Annotated in this window: 17 protein-coding genes; 10 read left to right on the top strand and 7 right to left on the bottom strand. The window is 41.8% G+C overall.

Going from position 1 to position 17,899, the window contains the following annotated elements:
* Positions 1-5: 5 nt before the first annotated feature.
* Both ada and IQ230_RS04530 read left to right on the top strand, forming a co-directional pair.
* The gene (ada, locus tag IQ230_RS04535) at positions 6-1,058 is read left to right on the top strand and encodes a bifunctional DNA-binding transcriptional regulator/O6-methylguanine-DNA methyltransferase Ada (RefSeq protein ID WP_193930875.1); all 1,053 of its coding nucleotides are present in this window, start codon (positions 6-8) and stop codon (positions 1,056-1,058) included.
* 95 nt (positions 1,059-1,153) lie between these two features.
* Positions 1,154-2,035, top strand: a complete 882-nt coding sequence (locus IQ230_RS04530) for a DUF5895 domain-containing protein (protein WP_193930874.1) — start codon at positions 1,154-1,156, stop codon at positions 2,033-2,035.
* A 49-nt stretch (positions 2,036-2,084) separates the two neighbouring features.
* On the opposite strand, the gene mltA is transcribed toward IQ230_RS04530, so the two are convergent.
* The 3 genes from mltA to IQ230_RS04515 all read right to left on the bottom strand — a co-directional run bounded on the left by mltA (position 2,085) and on the right by IQ230_RS04515 (position 4,509).
* A complete protein-coding gene (gene mltA, locus IQ230_RS04525; RefSeq protein ID WP_193930918.1) occupies positions 2,085-3,278 on the bottom strand; it encodes a murein transglycosylase A in 1,194 nt (397 codons plus the stop codon).
* A gap of 14 nt (positions 3,279-3,292) precedes the next feature.
* Positions 3,293-3,544 carry a hypothetical protein gene (locus IQ230_RS04520; protein WP_193930873.1) on the bottom strand — a complete coding sequence of 84 codons (252 nt, stop codon included), beginning with the start codon at positions 3,542-3,544 and terminating at the stop codon, positions 3,293-3,295.
* Positions 3,545-3,738: 194 nt separating this feature from the next.
* Complete coding sequence (locus tag IQ230_RS04515; RefSeq protein WP_193930872.1) at positions 3,739-4,509, bottom strand: hypothetical protein; 771 nt, start codon at positions 4,507-4,509, stop codon at positions 3,739-3,741.
* Positions 4,510-5,171: 662 nt separating this feature from the next.
* On the opposite strand from IQ230_RS04515, the gene IQ230_RS04510 reads away from it, so the two are divergent.
* The 6 genes from IQ230_RS04510 to IQ230_RS04490 all read left to right on the top strand — a co-directional run bounded on the left by IQ230_RS04510 (position 5,172) and on the right by IQ230_RS04490 (position 11,139).
* Positions 5,172-5,951, top strand: coding sequence for an ABC transporter permease (locus IQ230_RS04510; protein ID WP_193930871.1), 780 nt, complete (start codon positions 5,172-5,174; stop codon positions 5,949-5,951).
* A 244-nt stretch (positions 5,952-6,195) separates the two neighbouring features.
* On the top strand, positions 6,196-10,203 hold the full coding sequence (locus tag IQ230_RS04505; protein WP_193930870.1) for an NACHT domain-containing protein: 4,008 nt from the start codon (positions 6,196-6,198) through the stop codon (positions 10,201-10,203).
* A gap of 38 nt (positions 10,204-10,241) precedes the next feature.
* Positions 10,242-10,484: a hypothetical protein gene (locus IQ230_RS04500; RefSeq protein WP_193930869.1), complete on the top strand. Its 243-nt coding sequence runs from the start codon at positions 10,242-10,244 to the stop codon at positions 10,482-10,484.
* Positions 10,484-10,615, top strand: coding sequence for a PIN domain-containing protein (locus tag IQ230_RS27295; protein ID WP_265576192.1), 132 nt, complete (start codon positions 10,484-10,486; stop codon positions 10,613-10,615). The genes IQ230_RS04500 and IQ230_RS27295 overlap by 1 nt, the downstream gene beginning before the upstream one ends.
* Before the next feature lie 88 nt (positions 10,616-10,703).
* Positions 10,704-10,895 (top strand): PIN domain-containing protein, encoded by a 192-nt coding sequence (locus IQ230_RS27290; RefSeq protein ID WP_265576191.1) that lies wholly within the window; start codon positions 10,704-10,706, stop codon positions 10,893-10,895.
* A 28-nt stretch (positions 10,896-10,923) separates the two neighbouring features.
* Positions 10,924-11,139, top strand: a complete 216-nt coding sequence (locus IQ230_RS04490) for an ACT domain-containing protein (RefSeq protein WP_265576190.1) — start codon at positions 10,924-10,926, stop codon at positions 11,137-11,139.
* Positions 11,140-11,250: 111 nt separating this feature from the next.
* Here IQ230_RS04490 and rfbB read toward each other — a convergent pair whose 3' ends face one another.
* The 4 genes from rfbB to IQ230_RS04470 form a co-directional block, all read right to left on the bottom strand.
* The gene (gene rfbB, locus IQ230_RS04485) at positions 11,251-12,348 is read right to left on the bottom strand and encodes a dTDP-glucose 4,6-dehydratase (RefSeq protein ID WP_193930868.1); all 1,098 of its coding nucleotides are present in this window, start codon (positions 12,346-12,348) and stop codon (positions 11,251-11,253) included.
* A gap of 45 nt (positions 12,349-12,393) precedes the next feature.
* Positions 12,394-13,365 carry a D-glycero-beta-D-manno-heptose-7-phosphate kinase gene (gene rfaE1 / locus IQ230_RS04480; protein WP_228054580.1) on the bottom strand — a complete coding sequence of 324 codons (972 nt, stop codon included), beginning with the start codon at positions 13,363-13,365 and terminating at the stop codon, positions 12,394-12,396.
* A 205-nt stretch (positions 13,366-13,570) separates the two neighbouring features.
* Positions 13,571-15,109: a hypothetical protein gene (locus IQ230_RS04475; protein ID WP_193930866.1), complete on the bottom strand. Its 1,539-nt coding sequence runs from the start codon at positions 15,107-15,109 to the stop codon at positions 13,571-13,573.
* A gap of 282 nt (positions 15,110-15,391) precedes the next feature.
* Positions 15,392-16,123, bottom strand: coding sequence for a precorrin-2 C(20)-methyltransferase (locus IQ230_RS04470; protein WP_193930865.1), 732 nt, complete (start codon positions 16,121-16,123; stop codon positions 15,392-15,394).
* 84 nt (positions 16,124-16,207) lie between these two features.
* Between IQ230_RS04470 and IQ230_RS04465 the strand changes: the two genes are divergently transcribed.
* Positions 16,208-16,903 (top strand): esterase/lipase family protein, encoded by a 696-nt coding sequence (locus IQ230_RS04465; RefSeq protein WP_193930864.1) that lies wholly within the window; start codon positions 16,208-16,210, stop codon positions 16,901-16,903.
* Positions 16,904-17,006: 103 nt separating this feature from the next.
* Positions 17,007-17,675 (top strand): cytochrome b N-terminal domain-containing protein, encoded by a 669-nt coding sequence (locus IQ230_RS04460; protein ID WP_193930863.1) that lies wholly within the window; start codon positions 17,007-17,009, stop codon positions 17,673-17,675.
* Positions 17,676-17,899: the final 224 nt, after the last annotated feature.

Below are 17,899 nucleotides of genomic sequence, written 5' to 3'. Positions count from 1 at the left end.
CAATCATGATGAAATCAGCATTAGATTCTTTGGAAGAAATCTGGCAAGTAATTTTAAGTCGAGACTCGCAGTTTGATGGCAAAATTTTCTACGGCGTACACTCGACAAAGATCTATTGTCGTCCTAGCTGCCCTAGTCGTAAACCACACCGCAACCGAGTGACATTCTTCCAATCTGCGCAAGCCGCTGAAGCACAAGGGTTTCGTCCTTGTAAACGATGTCAACCACAAAAAGTACTCGCGCCTACCATTGACAAAATCTTGTCAGCCTGTCGTTATATTGACGCACAAAGCGATCGCATTCCTACACTGACAGAACTAAGTATTCAAGTAGCAATGAGTCCTACTCACTTCCAACGAGTATTTAAGCAAATTATTGGTGTCACTCCCTTTGACTACGCAAACGCCCAGCGGATAGAACGATTGAAACAACATCTCCAGCAAGGTACAGAAATTACTGATGCGCTTTATGAAGTGGGCTATGGTTCAAGTAGTCGCCTTTATGAAAAAGCACCAGAACAACTCGGAATGTCTCCTGCTACGTACAAGCGACACGGAAGAGGTGAAGAAATTCGCTATACAAGCGCGAACTCACCACTAGGTTATCTGACAATTGCTGCTACTCAGCGGGGGATATGTAGCATAAAACTTGGAGAAGATCCTGCAAAATTAGAAAACGAACTTCAAAATGAGTTTCGCCATGCATTGCTGTATCGCGCAGATGATATGCAAGAATGGATTCAGGCTTTGATAGACTATCTTAGTGGTAAATTCCCTTTATCAGAACTTCCCTACGATGTAAAAGCTACTGTATTTCAACTTCAAGTTTGGCAGGCGCTGAAGCAAATTCCTCTTGGTACTACGGTGAGTTACAGTGATATTGCTTGCTCAATTGGGCAGCCAACCGCAGTGCGTGCAGTAGCACGTGCGTGTGCAACCAACCCTGTTGCTCTCATTATTCCGTGTCATCGCGTGTTGCCCAAAGCTGGTGGCTTAGGAGGGTATCGCTGGGGTATATCTCGTAAACAAGCACTTTTGGAAATAGAACAACAGCTTTGAAAAATAACCGTATTTTTGCGGTACTCATTGTTGCTGAACCTGGGAAAACTAAACGACAAGCAACTTCTTGTCAACCTTATTTATAAAATACTGTCATGGTTTCAGCTGTAACACATACTCCCAGTTTTGATTTTGACGATGACAAGTTCAAAGCACCTGTTTCTGAGGTACTACCTTGGTGCCAGATGATTAACCCGCAATGGAGTGAAAATGGAATTAAGCCGTATGGGTTAGCAATTACTCAGGAAAACGCGAATCTTGTAGGATTTACACCCGATGAAAATTGGCAGCAGGTAGAATACACTTTTGGTTCGGGCGAAATCGTCCAGTTAGTTATTACAACTACTCCCCGCATCTTAGTACTACATCGAGGACCTGTTTATATCAAAGACCGCACGACAAACACTACTTTAGGTCGTTTAGTCGATCATTACGATGCCTTTACTAGTGAGAAACTAAAATATAAAACGTTTACACGTTATCTCGTTTTCTTAGTAGGAAAAAATCAAAAACTTCTGCATCATTCTCCTTTACGCTTAACATTGAGTGGTGCTGCTGGGGCAAGTTTTAGTACAGCTTTTCGTACCTCAAAAAATAGTCAGGTTACAAGTGGGTTTACCTTAGACTTAGAGAAAGCTTATGCTGCTTTTCGTCAGCAACCTTTCACAGCTAAAAGCAGACTGTTTCACGCTCATGGTGTTTTTTGCCCAACTATTACCTCTGAAGAAAGAGGAATAGCACCTAATAAAGCTTTGGTGGCTGTAACAGTAGATTACGAGCATCCTACAGCAGAAAATTTAGCAAACTACTTGATTCCGATAAATTCAGAAGAATCTACCATTATCTGTCAAACATTTGAAACTTACCAAGATTTTGTTAAAGAACCAAAGTTAGAAGTTGCTACTATACCCGAAATTGAGGAAACAAGCGATCTTGAGCGCTTTGATGAATATGACTTTGATGCTGCACCGTACTAGGTAAAAGGCAGGGGGACAGGCAAGATGCCCTCCCCCACTTCACTTGAGTTTATTTCAGTAATAAATAATACAGATGTCCGCGATTGCCAGTTACTCCAGCGCGATCGCCTGCAAGTTTACCAGTTCCCATGAAGTAATCTACTCGTCCTGGTCCTTTAATTGCCCCACCTGTATCTTGATCTAGAACATAGCGGCTAACAAGGCGATAATCCATACTGCCTGTAAAATCGTTAGAAAACGGTAGTTGAGTGTGAATCAGTGCTAACGCACCAGGAGGCATGAGTGACTTGTCTGTTGCAATTGAGCGATCGGCAGTGACGGGTACTCCTAAAGAACCAACGGCTGGCGCACCTCCAGTTTCTCGAAAGAATACAAAACCACGATTGCGTGGTAAATAATTGTTAAGTTCTGCTGGGTATTGTGTAAAGTAGTCGATCATGATGGGCAGCGTTAAACCCGCTAAAGGTAACTTGCCGTCTTTGGCTAGTTCTTTACCAATACTGGTGTAGGGGTAGTCTGTCTTGCCTGCAAAACCAATAGAAATCATTTGTCCATCAGCTAATTGCAGTCGGGCTGAACCTTGAATTTGTGCCAAGAATGCTTCTAGGCGATCGCGCAGCCAAACAATCTCTAAGCCCTTAAGTCTACTTTTGTCTCCTAACAAGCCGTCTTTGCCTTCTAGTTCTTGGCGAGTTGGATGGGGTTTGCGCCAAGATTTGAAATTCGTTGGTAGCCGATACAAAGGATAACGAAATTCGGCAGTAGGAACGCGGCTAGCTTGGTAGATCGGTTCATAGTAAGCAGTATAAAGAACATCCCCTTTGCCGTCTCGCCCTGTAGATTGGTAAAATACAAACTCGCGAGATACCGCAGCTTGTAGTTCTGCGGGTGAATTCGATCTCACAACTAATTGACGAAAACGCTCTAAGCTACGCTGTACGCGATCGCGTGTAATTCCTGTTCCGCGATATCGTCGATACGCAGCTGTTGCTGCTGGTGTTTTGATATAACGCAAACTATGATCGATTGATGTTAGTAATGCGTGTTTATCTCCTGGTTGACCGCTTTGACCCCAAATTTGCTCGTCAAATCCTAATGACTCTGCTTGGCAACAATCAGCATTTTGCTTTTGCAGGCTTTGTGTATCATAAATTGCTCGTAATGGTACGCGAGCAACAGCTGGTAATGTCGTCAATATAGCAGCTGCTAAACCTAGGGTCATCAAAGCAGTTTTGTTTCTCATCATTCACTCCGTCACTAAAATCTTTCCACACTAGAGCTAAAAATCGGCTCCACCCGAATCGCTGAAATCCTAGATGGACGAATAACTAGGTACTCTCCCTGAATATTTTTGATAGGTACGCTGATAAAGTCATTTGAAGCGGCTTTAGGCATCAGTTCGCTGCTATACCACTTCTGAAACTCTTGGATTGTGGGAAATCGTACTTCTTCTTTGTGTCCGCCTTCGATTAGGAGATGTACTACATACTCATTGGGAGTTCTAGGCATAATAGATCAAATTCATTTATAAATGCATCGCACTCATTTCTAACTGACTCAACACGAAATTGAGAAGAGGCTAGCTAGAAAACTAGGGGTGAGCGATCAGTGGCTAGTTACCAGTAGCTAGTGACTAGTGAAGAAGTTCATATGTCGTTTTTCTCCTCAGCTTCCCCTACTTTTTTTACACCCAACGACCCAAGTTAAGAAAACAGGTTGAATCGCTGGAGTTGAGTTTCAATGACTTGAGGCAGTATTTTATCAAGTTCTTTGCTGTTTTTGAATTGTAGAAGTTGATAATTTGGCAAATCGAAAGAAGATTGTCCTGATAAATCTGGGCGCTGCATCTGGGCAAGAACAATTTGCTCAGTCCGCTTACTTTGAATGGCATAGCCAATTTCAACACAAACATTGGGACTAGGAATTAGCTGAGCCTTTTCTTTACTTTCAATACTTGTAATTGGTGTACTATCAGCAATAAATAACAAGCTTTTACGAATTTTTCGCATTGCTGTAGTATTTAAACGCACAGAACTATCACTATGACGCTGTGATTCAATTAAAGATAATTCAATACGCGATCGCTTATTTAACGCTGCGATCGCGTGATGTAGTGCTTCTCTTAAAACTTCACTAGAAGCTGCATACTCTGTTTGATGACAAAAGAAAATTGTTGGTTCTAATGAAGCAATAACTGTTTGCTTAGTGAAGTATATCTCATGGCTACTTAAATCAATATTGGCGATTGTATAACCACCACTGCCCTCAATGTAGAATTCAACGTTATCTCCCTGCAAGTATCGCTGAAACCATTCTGTTTGTTTAACTTGTTCGCGATCTTCTAAAAAGTCTGCTCTTAGCGCGGATTTTAATAAGCTATTTTTACTGAGACGCAGATCGTGAGGTCGTTTCTCTAATTCTTCAAGTGGCTCATATTCTTGAATATACCAAGCTTTTAAAGCAATAATCGCCATATTGTGCGGTGTTTATACTATGGTATTGATTTATTAACTTTAAAAATTTTACTCTAAAACAAAACAACACCCAAACTTCTACTAACTAAGGCACTCCCTCTTCTTTCTCTATCTTCCCAGGGTTATATCTAGAACTCAATCCACACATGAAAACACTCTAGATATATTGCCCCCATTTACCAGTTGAGGAAATATTAGTATTCGACTTGGGCGTTGTTTTGTGTTTGACGAGACAGATGAAAGTTTAACAGCGCTTTTACCTCTTAACTAACTTGTGTTTTACCTATGCTGTCGTATCTGCCAGGGAAGCTTTTCAGCTTCAATTACTAAGTTAATTCCTTATTTTCTAATATGCAAGAGTTTGCAATTAAACTTTACTCGATATCAAGTTTTAATATAGCAAGTTAGTAGATTTGTAAAGGGTTTTCAATACACTTACGAATCAAGCTAGAAAGACTGAAAATAAACACCAATTTAGGATTGTTGACTGGTCATTTTGACCTGAGAACTATAGTGGCAATCTAGAAACAGAGTCGTGCTTCCACAATAGGTCTTTAATTCTGGAGAGAACTTGAGGCGAAGAGTAAGATTTGAGCAACTAGAGGATATAACAGTAAAAAGAGATTTTCCCCAAAGATTCATTACACTTAACACTTACGAGTATGAGTTTCGGTCGCATCTTAGTGATAGCAACAAATGTGTTTCGCGAAGTAGTACGCGATCGCATTCTATATATCATCGGCTTGTATGCTCTTCTTTTGGCTGTAGCAATTTGGTTTTTGCCACAACTTGCTGCAACGACAGAAGCCAAAATCTTCCTAGATCTTGGCTTAGCAGCGATGAGTTTGCTGGGCTTGATTGTTGCGATTTTTATTGGCACTGGGCTAATCAATAAAGAAATTGAAAAGCGGACTGTATTAGTTTTAATCTCCAAACCAATAAGCCGAGGGGAATTCATTGCAGGTAAACACTTGGGATTGTCAGCAGTTTTAGGTGTCTTGATTGCGGCGATGACAGCACTTTATCTTGGATTTCTGCAACTAGGGAATATTCCGTATCCGTTGGGTAGTATTATTCTTGCTGTGCTGTTTTTGTGCTTGCAATTGTCGTTAATTACAGCAGTAGCGATCGTATTTGGAGTATTCACAAGTTCTGTACTTGCAACTCTTTTAAGCTTTGGCGTTTATTTAATGGGTAACTTTACCCAAGATTTAGTCACTTTAGGTCGTCTGAGCGAAAGTGCTAACGTTCAACGCATGACTGAGGCTTTGTATTTATTTTTACCTAACCTATCACGCCTAGATTTAAAGAACCTAGCTGTTTATGGTGCTGATGCCTTACCGAATCCACTCGCACTCATAATGAGTGCAGGTTATGGTTTGTTGTATACAGGGTTGTTGTTAGCGATCGCCATTTTAATTTTCTCGCGCCGCCAATTCTAAGTCGTTCTGAGAGAGCTAAACACTTTAAACTTTGATATTTACCTCCCTTACTCCTCATTACTATTGTTAGTCTGCTTAAGCATCAGTTGGGGCTGCAACTTGAATAGTATCTGTTGGAATGCAAAATCCGGTGGAAGCGATCCGGTCAAGCTATCACTTGAGTCACAAGGTAAGGTATAAAGACTTTTGGACTTTTGAATGAAGTTATCCTTGAAAAAGAGTTTTGCCTTCATAGCTATTTAACATGTCGGAGCAGGTATATAGCTGGAAACGTTTCTGGTGCCCTCGGTCAGGCAGTATTAACCTAGCCGATGGTGGCTATCTGTACAATCCAGACGCAGAATGGGGTAAGGCATATAACCCGAATTTAATAACTTTGGAGGCGATCGCCAATGTTCCGTGTCTGGTTTTATTAGGGGAACCAGGTATCGGGAAGTCTCAGGAATTAGAAAACCTAAAAATTCTTACAGAAAAAAAGATTTGCGATCCTAGGCAAGTTTTACCACTTAATCTCCGATCCTGTACAAATCTAAAAGATGATTTATTTAAAGACGAAACCTTTACTGACTGGTTAGAGGATACTTATCATCTCTATCTATTCCTGGATAGTCTTGATGAAGGAATTTTGAGCATTCCGACTCTAGCGGCAGGCTTAATTGATGAGCTTAAGAAACAGAAATATCACAACCACATTAATCGCCTTCACTTACGTTTAGCGTGTCGGACATTCGTATTTCCAGCAATTCTAGAAGAAGGACTGAAAGGTATTTGGCAAAAAGATTACGTTGAAATTTATGAACTAGCTCCACTTCGTCGTGTAGACGTTATAGAAGCTGCGAAAGCTGAGGGATTTTCACCTGATGATTTTCTAAAGGAAATTGGACAAAAGGATGTTGTACCCCTAGCAATAAAACCAATCACTCTGAGATTTCTGCTAAATACTTACCGCCGTCATAATGGTCAATTTCCTTCAAACCAGAAAATTTATGAACTCTATCTTGAGGGATGTCAGCTTCTGTGTCAGGAAGTTAGTGAAAGTCGTCAAGCTTCAAACCGAAAAGGCAATCTTGATGCTGATCAACGTCTAATTGTTGCGGCTCGAATTGCAGCGATCGCAGTCTTTGCTAACCGCTTTGCAGTATGGACTGGGATTAATCAGGGGAACGTACCTACTGAAGATGTCCTTGTTCAAACATTATGTCTTGGTTATGAAAATGCCAATGGAAGAGAATTTGAGATTACTAGGGTAGCGATTGAGGAAGTTTTAGATACTGGGTTGTTCTCGTCCCGTGGACTGCATCGAATGGGATGGGCACATCAAACCTATGCTGAATTTTTGGCTGCCTGGTACTTGGTGCAACACGAAATACCTCTAGCGCAGATAACAAAATTAATCTTTTCATCTGAAGATCCAGATCACAAGCTAATTCCTCAGCTTCATGAAACTGCTGCATGGCTAGCTAGCATAAGAACAGATGTTCTTCAAGAATTCATCAAAACTGATCCAGATGTTCTTTTGCGAAGTGATGTACCGACTGATGCGAATGTCAGGTCATCAATTGTAGATAATTTGTTAACACAGTACGAAGAGGAAAAACTATTTGATTGGGATAGAAATAACTATCGCAACTACGCGAAGCTAAAGCATCCTGGGTTGGCTGATCAATTGCGCCTTTATATCTGTGATTCCAGCAAGCAAATTGATGCGAGAGATCTAGCGATCGACATTGCCGAAGTTTGCGAAGTCTGCGATCTTCAGGCAGAATTAGTAAATCTTGCTCTTGATTCATCACAACCAGTTTATTTGAGAGTAAGCGCAGCCAAGGCTCTTTGCTTAATTGGCGATACAGTCACACTATTGAAACTGAAACCTTTGGGTACTGAGCAACTTCCAGAAGATGAAGACGATCGGCTTAAGGGATATGCACTTCAGGCACTTTGGTCAGAGCATCTGACAGCAGAAGAATTATTTCAAGCTCTGACTCTGCCTAAGAAGAGGAATTTTTTCGGGGAGTATCGGATGTTCCTCAACTATAAGATAGTCCCACAACTTCAGCCACATGATTTGGTAATTGCCCTCAATTGGCTTGAAAAGCAGGGTGCTAGAGGTTTTGGACATCCATTTAAAGAACTTGGAGATGCCATTCTCGTAAAAGCATGGGAAAGTTTTGACTTGCCTAGAGTAGCAGAAAGTTTCACTAAAGTAGCTCTAGTACAGTGGAGAGAGGATCAGACAATCATTACTGATGATAATAAGCTACAAGAGCAATTTGCTTTATCGCTTTTGAACAACAGTAAAAGACGACATACTTTAATTGAGCAAGCAGTTTTAATTATTTTAGAAACAGAAGAAGCTCCAGATCTTCTCTTAAGCGAAAATGTTCTGGTTTCAGAAGATATTTTTTGGATGCTTGAAAGGCTCGAAAGTTCTAATTGTGAGAAGACACAGAAAATTTGGGTACAACTAATTCAACGGAGTTTTAATCGTCAAGATGTAAAGCATATAGATGCAATTCTCATAGCTACTCAAAGCAATAAAATTTTGCAGGAAGTTTTTGCAGCTTACTTTGCACCAATCGAACTCAATTCAACTCAAGCTGACAAACTGAGATCTGATTATCTCAGAATGCAAGAAATGCAGTATCGCAGGCAAAATCCTCCCTTGCTAGAGCCACCGCCTAAAGAAAGAGTGCTAAGACTTTTAGAAAAGTTAGAAGCTGGAGATTTATCTGCTTGGTCGCAGCTTAATATGGAAATGACTCGCAAGCCTGAAAGTAAATACGATGACAATGAGTTTAAATTAGATTTAACTAAACTTCCTGGCTGGCAAGAGGCTGAGGAACCCACTCGAAGAAGAATTATTGAGAGTGCTAAGAAGTATGTTCAATACCAAGACGATATAAATTATGACTGGATAGGAACAAATACTTTTAATCGACCAGCATTAGCAGGTTGTAGAGCTTTTCAATTACTTTTGAAACAAAACTCAGACTTCTTAGAGCATCTCTCGCCTGAAATATGGAAAAAATGGGCACCTGTCATTATTGCTTCTCCAAGCAGTAATCCAAATGAAGACTTCTATTTGGAAACAGTTAAACGTACCTATTTAAACGCTCCACATGAGTCCATTCATACACTGTTAAAACTAATTGATAAAGAAAATCAGGAGCATGACCATATATCTGTGATTGATCGCTTTGATAAGTGTTGGAATGAATGGCTAAAATTAGCCTTACTAGAAAAGGCTAAAGACCCTAAACTTAAGCCCAAATGCCTTGGGGAGATACTCGAAAAGCTTCTCAAGCAAGGATTCACTGAAGCTAGAAATTTTGCAAAGTCCTTAATTTCTTTCGCATTACCATCAGCTGAGAACGAGCGTGAAAAAGTTCTAATTGCTGCTAGAGTGCTGGTTGAGAATTCAGATCCATGTAGTTGGTCATTTATCTGGTTATTGATTCAGCAAGATTCATCATTTGGGCGTGAAGTCCTCGAATTAGCTGCTTGCCATCATTTACATGAGATTCAGCTAAATCTGACTGAAATACAACTAGCTGATTTATACCTTTGGCTGGTTCGTCAATATCCTTACGATGAAGATCCTGACCACAGTAATATTTCAACGGCTAGAGATGATATGGCTAGGCTGAGAGACAATGTTTTGACACAACTAAAAGAACGAGGAACACTTCAGGCATGTACTGAAATTCAACGTCTTATTCCAGAATTACCAAACATCGCTTGGCTTAGAAAAACGTTGATTAATGCCCAAATAAATATGCGCCGTAAAACCTGGCAACCACTTCAACCAGCGCAGATATTTCAACTTGTAAGCAGTCAGAAAAACAATCAAAGTACACACATTCAAACAGAAACTCTGATTATGCAAGGATCGAATAACCCAAATCTCAACTTTGGTGGATCTGTAGGTGCAGTCAATGTCAACAGCACAGTACATGGAGATCAAATCGGTACACAACACAATTATGCTTCAGAGCAAAATTTGAGAGAAGCTTTTGATGAGATTCAGCAAATTTTCAATCGTCTTATTCAAACTTATCCGACTTCAACCGAACCCGAGCAGCAAATTGTTGTGGCAGAAGCAGTGAAGGAGGTGAAGCAAAACCCAACTTTGATGACGCGAGTGAAAGTTGGAGGTCAGGCATTTATTTTTGAAGCACTTCAAAAAGCTTCAGATCAGTGGTGGGTTAGCCCCTTTGTGAAAGCAATCGAAGCCGCAATTAAGGGACAGTAAAAAATTATATCTAATACAACAATCAATGGAGAAAAAATATGCAAATTACGATTGACTTACCCCCAGACCTTGAACAAGACTTGATCCGTCAAGCAGTACAATCGAATGTTCCGCTTCAAACCTTGATTGTACAAGCGTTACGTCGGATGATTCAAACGCCGCCTAATTCCACTTCCCAAGGGTCAGAGGTTATCTTATCCTATGAAGGAATTCCCGATTTTCCTGCTTTCGAGTCCTACCGCGATGAACTTCTTCCGCCTCGTGAACCGGAACTTTTCTGATGCGATATCTACTCGATACGTGCGTCATCAGCGACTTCATCAAGGGTGAAACTGGCACTCAATTTAGGCTCAAGCAAACTCCACCGATTGAGATTGCCGTTTCTGCAATTACAGTTATGGAGTTACGCTAGGTTTGGCACTCAATTCGCAACGTGCCAGAAAGTTGAACCAACAATTGCCAGCTTTTTATTTTCAGTGACAATTCTCCCTTTCAGTACTATGGAAGCTGAACAAGCGGCTCGAATTCGTGCTACTCTCAAATCTCAAGGACAACCGATTGGTGCTTACGATGTCTTGATCGCGGCTACTGCACTTCAACATAACCTGCTTGTGATTACGGCAAACCAACGAGAATTTGATCGAGTTTCTGGTTTACAGAGCGAGAATTGGCGACAGTCCTATCTCAGGTGAAACGAATTTAGCTGTTTTACTAAAGTCAATGAATCCTATTCTGCGTGATGAAGAATACGTTTTTTGCAGTGTGGATCGTCAGGATAATAGTTGTTTGAAACTTGACCCGATTTGTATATTTCATGAAGATGAAGGACTAACACTGATTGTCAGGCACGATCGCACAGATGCTGCTGAGATTTCCTATTTGTCTTTTCGGATGGTGACATTATCTATTCATTCCAGTTTCAATCAGATGCCTTGAAGTCGCGGCTACTTATGCACAGTGTACTTTCGTACAATAGAACAAAATTTTTAGCAGTAAATCCACGGATGTGGACTTTGTTTGTATGGCAGCCAATTTATTCGCCATGATCTAAGAAAGATAAACTTTGTTGTAGTACTCCTGATATTGTTTAGAGAGTAGAGACTTCCACCAACTGCGGTGCATAAGATACCATTTCACTGTATGGCGCAATCCCTCTGTAACTGTGACAGCAGGTGTCCAGCCGAGTTGAGTAGCAATTTTACTAGCATCAATTGCGTAACGGCGATCGTGTCCTGGCCGATCTTGCACAAAAGTAATCAGTTCTTGTGATGGACGTATTGGCAAATCTACTGCTAGTTCGTCCATAAGTTGACATAGCATTTGTACCAAGTCAATATTTTTTACCTCGTTGTTGCCACCAATGTTGTAAGTTTCTCCTGGTAAACCTTGATGAATCACAAGATCCAACGCAGTACAGTGATCGCCTACGTAAAGCCAATCTCGAATATTCTGTCCATCACCATAAACAGGTAGTTGCTTACCAAGTAAGCAATTGATACACATCAAAGGAATTAATTTCTCTGGAAACTGATAAGGACCGTAGTTATTTGAGCAATTTGTAATAATTGTTGGTAATTTATAGGTGTGATAATAGGCACGTACTAAGTGGTCGCTGCCAGCTTTAGAGGCAGAATAAGGACTATTTGGAGCATAAGGTGTACTTTCTGTAAAGGGCTGATCGTCAGTGTTGAGACTGCCATAAACTTCATCTGTAGAAACGTGCAGAAAACGAAAGTGCTCTGGTTGTTCCTTCGCTCGCCAGTGTTGTAAAAATGCCTCTAGTAGGGTAAAAGTCCCGATGACGTTTGTTTGAACAAAAGCAGCAGGTCCTAAAATTGAGCGATCTACATGAGATTCAGCCGCAAAATGAGCAATAGTATCAATCGCTTCGGTTTGTAAGATCTGATCTACAAGAGAGCGATCGCAAATATCCCCTTGAATAAACTGAAAATTTTCTTTTCCTTCCCAATGAGCTAAATTGCTGCGATTTCCTGCATAAGTCAATGCATCTAAAACAATGACTCGATCCTCAGGATAATTTGTACACCAATGATGCACAAAATTTGCGCCAATAAATCCTGCTCCCCCAGTTACTAATAATGTTCGCCTTGGAACTGAAAAGTTTAGCTGATCTACACTACTCACAAAATATTCTTTCCTTGTGTTGTGTTCTCTTGAACCAAATCAGTATCACTCCTCTAGCAGCGCTTGTAAAGCAGTTTTCATCTCTAATGCAGTTGTTGTTGTTGTGCCAAATTGTCTTACGACAATACTTGCTGCCAAGTTTCCTAATATAGCTGCTTCCCAAAACGAAGCGCCAGAGGCTAAACCAAGAGTGAGTGCTGCTACTACAGTATCTCCCGCACCAGTGACATCAAATACCTCTGTACGGTTAAAAGCAGGAATATGCGTCACCACACCATCCCGCCTAAACAAACTCATACCTTGCTCTCCTCGCGTAATTAAAACATGCGTTGCTTGGGTTAGTGCTAAGAGATCTTTTCCAGCTTGGGCTAGCGTTGTAGCATCATCAATTTGATATCCAACTGCTAATTCTGCTTCTGGTAAGTTTGGTGTAAATATAGTTGCTTTTTGATACTGGGCGAGTTGGGTTTGAGAATCGACGATTGTACGCGGATGTGCCAAAGCTGCATTAATCACAGGCTGAGTCAGAACACCATCTCCATAATCCGAACAAACGACAGCATCAACACTATCAATTTGCGAATAAATATATGCTGCTAACTGTTGTTGTAAATCAGTGTCAGGTAGCTGTTCTGATTTGCGATCTACTCGGACAATTTGCTGCGTTACAGATTGCCGCGAATGTCCAGAAATTCGAGTTTTTGTGACAGTAGGGCGATGGGGATCAAAGAAAACACCTTGAGTATCGATCCCAGCTACAACTAGAAGTTCATGCAGCGATCGCCCTTGCTCGTCTTTACCTAAAAGTCCGACAGCTTTTACGTGTGCCCCCAACTTCGCTAAATTATAAACTGCGTTTGCCCCACCTCCTGGCACTTGTTTTGTCGATTCATGTCGCAAAATTAGTACTGGCGCTTCCCGCGAAATGCGCTCTACTTGTCCAGTAAGAAACTCATCTAAGGTTAAATCTCCTACAACTAGAACCCGCGTTCGGCTAAAGCAATCGATCAAAAACATTAAGCGCTCAGCACACGCTTGTAGCTGAACCTTAAAAGCATCAACCATAGTGAAAGCAATTGTCAGACATAATAAATCTGAGTTTCATTGTCTCGCAGACACAAAACCGATGGCGACTGATTTCTCGCCAATGTGCGATCGCCACTTCTATCTATGTTAAAAGCACAACCATCACTGATTGCTTTTCTTTACTATTTAGCAGCTACTACGCATCAGATTGTTCTGGTTGTGATTCGGGTTGTTGCGGATCTGAGTTTTCTGGTGGTTGAGCACAATTAGCGGTATCGTACTGATACTGCAAATGAAACTGTTGATTAACAGCACTTGCACTCTTAGGAAACTCGTATTCTTGAATGTATTCTTTTGCTGCTTGTTCAACACCTGCAGCCCCTTGTCGCGAGAGAAAGTCGGGTCCAGAAACAATTCTTCCCTCAGGATTGACAACAACTCCTAAAACTGCGACTCCTTCTAATCCTCGTTGACAAGATTTGATGGTTTTGTATATGGGGGCTTTTGTGACAACATTCGAGTGGTTCTGTTGTACAGTATTTTGGCGTTCAGCCCAGGCTTGCAATTGCGCATCTCTATTGGTAGTTGCTGATTGGTTGGAACCGGAGGAACCAGCATTGGTGTTTTGCTCATTACGTAGTGTGGCGACAAGTTGTTGTCGTCTTGCCTGTTCTGCTGTGCTGTCTGACTGGGCTGCCGTATCATTGTTGCGAGCATTTTGCTCATTACGTAGTGCGGCGACAAGTTGTTGTTGTCTTGTTTGTTCTGCAGTATGAGGTTCTGCTAGTTGTGGTGCTGGGTTAACAGGAGTTGCTGTAGCACGCTCTTCTCTAATTCTCTGCTGCAGTGCTAATAGTTCCTGCTTACCACGCTCTGGTAACTGTTGTGCTCTAGAACCTGATTCTACCGGTTCTGCTGGAGCAGCAGCAACTTGTTGTTGTGGTGCACTTTGAGGTTGTGGTTGTTGCGGCTGAATCAAGTTTGGAGGTGTCGGAATTGTTTGTGCCACTTGGCTTTGTGGTGCCTCTCCAGGAGAAAACTCCTCAGATGGATTCAAACGCATTGCAGGTAGTCCAGTATTAGTGGGTTGTTGCCACTGCGGTACTGGTGGTAATAATTCTCCTGAATTGTATGGGCGTTGGCTTTGATTTGGTGCAGCAGCTACGGGCGGTTGCAAATTACCCAGCGGAGGCGGCGGCGGGAGTGTATTAAGAATAGGTGGTGGTGGTGGTGCATTGAGTGTTGAACCTATCGCAAATTGCCTATTACTGCTCGATCTTGGTACTCCACGGGTTGTCGTTGGTTTACTTCGTTGCGGTGATACAGGAAGAATAAACGTTTGATTTGGGCGTATTGCAGCCTGCAAAGAATTGTTACTCGGTGGTGGTAGACCGATTGATGGTGGTAGCGCGATGGGGTCAGGTAGTGGGGGTAATGCACCTACTGGAAATGGTGGTGGTGGCGGTAATGGTGGTAAAACACTCTGTTGTGCTGCAAATGGTGGTAATGCAGCAGGTACTGATGAAGCCCCTGGCAAACGACCTTGTTCTTCTGGAGTCAACTCCACAAGTCCCACGGTGCGCTGCTGAATATTTGCTGCTAGTTGCGAATCATAAGGTAAAAATGGCAAAACGATTAACAGCAATCCGTGGATACCAAAGGATGCTACGGTAGCTAAGCCATTCGTCGAGCGGAAGCTTTCGGGTAGAATTCTCATCAGGGAGGCGTAGGACATGGCAGGTAAGGTACACTCGTCTCCGTATTTACAAGCGAATGACTGTGAGTAACGCGATACTCATCATGAAGTAACACGCTATTGCAGTCGAAAGTATATCTATAGATCTTGATATTAACCTTTCTACTCTTAACACTAGAACAGCAAAGTTACCAGTGTTTGATCGAGAAAATAGGTATTCAGTATTGATTGTGTACGGGCAAACGTTTATTTGCCAAGTTTGATATAGCAAGGTAGTTTTTAATTTTATTTAACGTTTTGAGTTATTGGCGAACTTGACAGCTATTGTTTCACGACGTTGGGCGATCGCCCAAGTTGCACAATCAACAAAGAAAAATACGATAACTTTAAATTTGGGTGCGATCGCAAATTGGTATAAATTTTTTGCTGTGGCAATGTTGCGCGTTCTATAATCCAGCTATTTTCTAGAAAATCGTGCTGCTGTAGTACTTTCCATACTTCCTCATAAACAGAACTGACTTTCATCAAGACAACAACGTCTGCCCAGTCGAGTACTGCTTCTAATTCTTTCACAGTATAAAGCGCTGGTAAGACAGCTAGTCGCTCTTGCCGCAGTGTTAATGGCAATCCTAACGCTGCTGTTGCTGCCATTGGCGAACAGACTCCAGGGATAACTTTAACGATTGCCGTAGGCTGTAATTCTTGTAGTGTTTGCGCTAAGTATGTAAACGTACTGTAGAAACTGACATCACCTTCACACGCAAAAGCAACATCTTTGCCTTGAGAAAGATATTGCCAAACTCGTTGTGCAGCAGTTTGCCAAGCTGCTGTTAGTACCGTCATCTCTTGTACATAAGGAAAAGTTAGTGCTAGTTGTACTTGTTGAGGTTGTAGCCACTGTGTCACAGTTTGCTGCGCATAACCAGGTTTACCTTCAACTCCTGCAGGAAAAGCGACAACAGGCACTTGTTGCAAGCACCGCCAACCTTTCAAGGTAATTAATTCCGGATCGCCTGGACCTACACTAATGCCGTAAAGAGTGCCGATTGTCATGGAGGGGTCACAGATCAAAGAATTGATATGAGTATACTGAAATTTATTCCCTAGCCCCTAATCCCTCGCTCCTCACCCCTCCTCATGCTGCCGACTGTTATTTTGCCTGGATATCTTGAAGGTGCGATCGCTTACCGCGAACTCGAACAAGCTTTACAACAAGAGGGTTTTCCTACTGTCACTGTACCTCTACGGCGTCGCGATTGGTTAGTAACTTTGGGCGGAAGACCAGTTACACCAATATTGCAGCAGCTTGACCGCACGGTTAAACAAGTCTTACAGCAATATAATGCTTCCTGTGTCAATTTGATTGGACACTCGGCTGGTGGGTGGATTTCTCGAATTTACTTAGGAGACAAGCCTTATATTGGTCGTGCGCAAGTTGAGGTGACAACGCCTTGGCAGGCTCACCAGTATGTTGCTACGTTAATTACACTAGGAACTCCTCACACTAGTCTAGAACGCTGGACGCGCTGGAGCCTTGATTTTGTCAATCATAACTATCCTGGTGCTTTTTACCCACATGTTCGTTACGTCTGTGTTGCAGGGAAAACAATCTTTGGACAGCGACGTCGTGGCAGTTGGTTAGCTTACAGCAGTTATCAGTTAACCTGCGGTCAAGGAAACTGTTGGGGAGATGGCATTACACCTATCGTAGCAGCTCACCTTGCTGGGGCAGACAACTTAGTGATTGAAGGCGTGAATCACTCACCGCGATCGCCTGGGTTATGGTACGGTTCGCCTTCCGTATTGCCATCTTGGATTACTTACTTAGCATAAGTACAACGAATCAAAATCTGCTTTACAAAAGAACACCTTTATTAAAAATCGCGTTAAGATCTTAACAAAAGTATAAATTTGTAAACGCAGGGAAAAGTTAGTTATGAAAAATATCTCGTACGAATTCGTCCTGCGGCGACTTTCGACAGTTCTATCAGTAGCAATTATTTCGTTGAGCGTTATGGCAGCAGTAACAGGAATTTTGCTGTCTTTCTACTATGAACCAGTCGCAGGTAGAGCATATCAATCATTAAACTGGATTAATACTGAGATTGCTAATGGAGCGCTGATTCATAGTATTCACGACCTTGCTGGTAATGCCCTAATTGTCACAGCACTCATTCAAATCGTTGTAATGTTTCTTGGTAGACAGTTTCGTTCTAGTTGGCTGACTGCGTGGATCAGTGGCATTCTATTGACTTTATCTGCAATTGGCTTAAGTTGGACTGCAATGCTTCTTGACTGGAGTCAAATAGGTTACTGGCGTTTTCGCATTGAGTTAAGCACTATTGAAGCAATTCCATTGATTGGTGGTAGCTTACGCAATATTCTTACAGGTGGTGGAGCTGTTAATACAACGACTGTGGCACACCTGTACACTATACACAGCTATCTCCTATCTGTAGGGGCGATCGTACTTGCTATCATTCACTTGTGGGGTTTACTACAGCAAGAAAAAGAAATGAAAGGCGCTACGGTTGAAACACCAACAGCCGCAGTAAAACTTGAGCGATCGCAACAAGAAAGGAACTTCTCGCAAACACTTTCGTAGAGATCGTCAAACCTCTTGCACGAATAATGTAGATGCACGCCAAAAGTAGGTCATAGGATGTCCTCCTCTGACCTATACAAAACTTTAGAATCGAGACGCGGCAGAATAATTTCAGAAGAGACTTACCCATAGTAGAGTATACCCTACCATTGAAAATATGAGGGTATTGCAATCGCTTTTACAAAAAAGTACTCATCAATATTATGAGTGTTTCAATATTAGAT

Origin of the sequence: Gloeocapsopsis crepidinum LEGE 06123 (assembly GCF_015207655.1) — a bacterium.
In the GTDB taxonomy this organism is placed as follows: Bacteria; Cyanobacteriota; Cyanobacteriia; order Cyanobacteriales; family Chroococcidiopsidaceae; genus Gloeocapsopsis; species Gloeocapsopsis crepidinum.
Note: the sequence above shows the minus strand (reverse complement) of the source record. Positions and strands in the feature narration are given on the sequence as shown.